We start from the raw sequence: 222 nt of genomic DNA, 5'->3' as shown, positions 1-222 counted from the left end.
GTTTCGCGGGTTGGCTGGTGCGGGTGGTCGAGCGGGTTGTCGCTGAGCCGTTGACGCGGTTGTCGGCGGTGGATCTGCTGGGTGCGGACGAGCGCCGGCGGATCGTGGACGAGTGGAGCGGGGCGGCGGTCGAGGTCGAGCCGTGGACGTTGCCGGGGTTGTTCGCGGAGCAGGTGGCGCGGACGCCGGATGCGGTGGCGGTGGTGTCGGAGGGTGTCGAGC

General features: G+C 72.1%; 1 protein-coding gene. It reads left to right on the top strand.

Annotation, left to right across the window (positions count from 1 at the left end; genetic code table 11):
- On the top strand, window positions 1-222 hold a 222-nt coding region (locus ADK60_RS28240), incomplete at both ends, for a hypothetical protein (RefSeq protein WP_159400624.1).

The sequence above is a fragment of the Streptomyces sp. XY431 genome (assembly GCF_001279805.1).
Lineage (GTDB): Bacteria > Actinomycetota > Actinomycetes > Streptomycetales > Streptomycetaceae > Kitasatospora > Kitasatospora purpeofusca.
The sequence above is the reverse complement of the archived record's forward strand: the minus strand, read 5'-3'. Positions and strand labels throughout refer to the sequence as shown.